The sequence below is a fragment of the Micromonospora sp. NPDC047753 genome (assembly GCF_040642735.1).
Lineage (GTDB): Bacteria > Actinomycetota > Actinomycetes > Mycobacteriales > Micromonosporaceae > Micromonospora.
Window position 1 is genome coordinate 1 of sequence record NZ_JBEYSL010000624.1, and the last position, 3,429, is coordinate 3,429.

Below are 3,429 nucleotides of genomic sequence, written 5' to 3' on the forward strand. Positions count from 1 at the left end.
GGGCTGGCCGCCCCGGTCGTGGCCAGCCCCGCGGCTGTCGACGACCTCGCCGTCGGCGAACGCTACCTGCGCGCGTACCTGAAGCAGATCAAGGCACCCGGGCTGGCGTACGCGGTCATTCGCGGCGACGAGGTCGTCCAGCGAGGCGCATGGGGCGTCGACGGTGACGGCCGACCGATCACCACGCAGACGCCGTTCCTGCTCGGGTCCACCAGCAAGTCGTTCACCGCGCTGGCGGTGGCGCAACTGGTCGAGGCCGGCCGGATCGACCTCGACACCCCCGCCTCCACGTACCTCCCGTGGTTGCGTCTGGGCGACGCGGACACCGCCCGGACGGTCACCGTCCGCCAACTGCTGACCCACACCAGCGGCCTGCCGCAGGTCTGGAGCACCGACCTGACCGACCGCTACGACAACCGCCCCGGCGCGCTGGCCCGGTCCGTACGGGACCTGGCCAGCGTGCGGCCCACCACCGCCGTCGGACAGACGTATCAGTACAGCGACGCCAACTACATGATCCTCGGCGCGCTCGTCGAGAACGTCACCGGCGACACCTTCGGCGGCTACCTGCGCCGTCACGTGCTGGACCCGCTCCAGATGACGCACTCCGCGGCGACCGCCGACGAGGCCCGCGCCGTCGGCATCCCGCCCGGTCACCGGTACTACTTCGGCCAGCCGCAGCGCTTCGCCGCGCCGTTCGACACCGCCGGAGTGCCCTACGGTTTCCTCGCCGCCAGTCTCGACGACCTGTCCCACTACGTCATCGCGCAGCTCGGCGGCGGCCGCTACGGCGACAGCCGGATCCTCGGACCGCAGGGCACGCGACAGCTGCACACCGGCACCGTGGCCACCGGTCACGGCACCTACGGGTTCGGTTGGAAGAACAGCACGCTGGACGGCGTCGGCGCCCGCATCGTCTGGCACGCCGGCGCGACCCCGGACTTCTTCACCCATATCGTGCTGGCACCCGACTCGAACCTCGCCGTGATCATCATGACCAACCTCTACGGCCTGTACATGGACGCGCCACTGAGCGCCGGGGCGTTCAACCTCACCCGCATCCTGCACGGCGGCACGCCCGCGACCGCCACCGAAGATCCGATGCAGGTCTGGGCTCTGGTCGGTCTGCTCGGGGTCGCCGCGGTGCTGCTCGCCCTGCTGGCCTGGTCCTGGGCCCGCGCCCTGCACGGGCGCCGGGGCGACCGCGTTCCGCCGGTGCGTTCCCGTGGCGCGACGATCGCCGCCACCACCGCCTGGATCGGTGCCTGCGTGTTGGTGGCCGTCGGCGTCGCCTGGCAGGTGCCGGCCTTCTGGGAGGGCGCCGGGCTGGCCAAACTCCAGTTGTGGGCACCGGACGTCGGTCACGGCATCCGCGTCGTGGTCGTCCTGGCCGCCGCACTCGCGCTGACCCGGCTGGGCCTGGGCGTGCACGCCGTTGTCACCGCCCGCCCACCGACCTCGCCCCCGGCGCGAGCACGCGACCGGTCCGTCGACGTTGACCAGCCCGCCGCCCCTCATGGCGCCGACACCATCCCTGCCAATCACCGCTGGTAGTTGCGGCGGCCCGGCACTACGTTTAACGTGTTGGTTAAGTGATTGGAGGCTCTGGTGTCTGGCAGCGATCAACTCAGCGCGGTGTTCTCGGCGCTCGCCGACCCGACTCGACGGGCGATCCTCGCCGAGCTGGCCGACCGCGACGCCACGGTCACCGAGCTCACCGCTCCGCTCCCGATCTCGATGCCGGCGGTGTCGCGGCACCTGAAGGCGCTGGAACGCGCCGGGCTCATCTCCCGCACCCGGTCGGGAAAGTTGCGGATGAGCCGCATCGAGGCCGCCCCGCTGCGCGAAGCGGCCGAGTGGATCGAGCGCTACCGGCGGTTCTGGGACACGTCCCTCACCCGCCTCGACGCCCACCTCGCGGCCGTACAGGCCACCGACCGCCCAACGGACCGAACGGCCCACGGCCCGGCGATCCCCGGCAGGGAATCCCCGAGCAAGGCTTACGACAAGGAGAATTGATGGACAGCGACAAGCCGCCGATCGTCATCTCGCGCGTGGTCGACGCGCCACGGGAGCTGGTCTACCGAGCTTTCACCGACCCGGACCACCTGGCAGCATGGTGGGGGCCGATCGGCAACTCACTGCCCCGCGACGAGATGGAGTTCGACGTCCGGCCTGGCGGCTACCAGCGGTGGACCGAGGTCTTCCCGACCCAACCCGGCCTGCGAGTCGAGGTCCACATCGACCTCACCGACGTCGTCCACGGCGAGCTGATCGACGGCATCGCGCACGTCACCGGGCAACTCCCGGAGGGCATCGCGCCACACGAGACGAGGATGCGGGTCGAGTTCCACGACGACGCCGATGGACGGACTCGACTCGAGATCCGTCAGTGGCTCCCCGAGCAGTTGTCCGCTCCCGCCAACCAGGGTTGGAACGAGGCCTTCTCCAAACTGGACGCGACACTCAGCAATGCCCAACCCGTCACCGTCAAGGTGTAGCGCCATGGCCAAGCTGATCTACGTGACCAACGTGTCCCTCGACGGTTACATCGAGGACGAACACGGCAGATTCGACTGGACCCCACCCGGGGACGACTACCTCGCGTTCATCACCGACCTGGTTCGGCCCATGGGCACCTACCTCTACGGCCGGCGCCTGTACGAGTCGATGGCCGTCTGGGAAACCGACCCTGCCCTGGCCGCACATTCGAAGCTCACTGCCGACTACGCCGACGTCTGGCAGGCAGCGGACAAGGTCGTCTACTCCACCACGCTCGACGCGACCTCGACCGCCAGGACCCGGCTCGAAAGGGGCTTCGACCCCGCCTCGGTACGCGCCATGAAAGCCTCGGCCACCAGCGACCTCACCATCGGGGGCGCACACCTCGCGGCGCAGGCATTCCAGGCCGGGCTGGTCGACGAGTGTTACCTGCTGATCCACCCCATCCTCACCGGCGGAGGCAAGCCCGGTCTGCCCAGCGGCACCCGCCTCGACCTGGAGCTGCTGAGCAATCACCGGTTCGGCAACGGTGTGGCCTCCCTGCACTACCGCATCCGCACCTGACACGGTGGTCGGCGTCACCCACCTCGAAGAACGCGGTGACGCCGACCCTGCCGCCGAGCAGCCACGATCACAGCAATCGGCCAGAGGGGCGTCTCGCTCAGGGGTTGATCAGTCTCCAGTCTCCTTCGGAGATGACCTCAACGCTGCCCTCAACCACGGTGATCGCGGTGTTGTCGTCGATGGCGTAGGTCGGGACCGGGATTCCGGCCGCCCACTTCTCGATGTGGGACAGCTCGGTGTCTTCCATGTCCGGATGGTTGAGGTGGGGGTACAGCGTGAAATCCACCACGTTCTCGGCGCCAACCTGCTGCTGGAGCGGCACGAAGTAGGTGTTCACCGACCGGCCGAACGCGGTCCACATGT

General features: G+C 69.2%; 4 protein-coding genes and 1 pseudogene. 4 read left to right on the forward strand and 1 reads right to left on the reverse strand.

Features of this window, described 5'->3' with window-relative positions; all coding sequences use genetic code 11:
* The 4 genes from ABZ749_RS32090 to ABZ749_RS32105 all read left to right on the forward strand — a co-directional run.
* Window positions 1-1,554, forward strand: a 1,554-nt coding sequence (locus ABZ749_RS32090) for a serine hydrolase domain-containing protein (protein WP_357234437.1), incomplete at its 5' end; no start/stop codon positions are given.
* 54 nt (window positions 1,555-1,608) lie between these two features.
* Window positions 1,609-2,019 carry a metalloregulator ArsR/SmtB family transcription factor gene (locus tag ABZ749_RS32095; RefSeq protein WP_357234440.1) on the forward strand — a complete coding sequence of 137 codons (411 nt, stop codon included), beginning with the start codon at window positions 1,609-1,611 and terminating at the stop codon, window positions 2,017-2,019.
* A complete protein-coding gene (locus tag ABZ749_RS32100) occupies window positions 2,019-2,501 on the forward strand; it encodes an SRPBCC domain-containing protein (RefSeq protein ID WP_357234444.1) in 483 nt (160 codons plus the stop codon). The genes ABZ749_RS32095 and ABZ749_RS32100 overlap by 1 nt, the downstream gene beginning before the upstream one ends.
* Before the next feature lie 4 nt (window positions 2,502-2,505).
* On the forward strand, window positions 2,506-3,066 hold the full coding sequence (locus ABZ749_RS32105) for a dihydrofolate reductase family protein (RefSeq protein WP_357234447.1): 561 nt from the start codon (window positions 2,506-2,508) through the stop codon (window positions 3,064-3,066).
* A gap of 97 nt (window positions 3,067-3,163) precedes the next feature.
* On the opposite strand, the pseudogene ABZ749_RS32110 reads toward ABZ749_RS32105, so the two are convergent.
* A pseudogene (locus tag ABZ749_RS32110) lies at window positions 3,164-3,429 on the reverse strand (peptidase S51 dipeptidase E); the annotation flags it as partial.

Coding starts and splice junctions, on each gene's coding strand:
- ABZ749_RS32100 (WP_357234444.1), top strand. CDS start 2,019: ATGGACAGCGACAAGCCGCCGATCGTCATCTCGCGCGTGGTCGACGCG.
- ABZ749_RS32105 (WP_357234447.1), top strand. CDS start 2,506: ATGGCCAAGCTGATCTACGTGACCAACGTGTCCCTCGACGGTTACATC.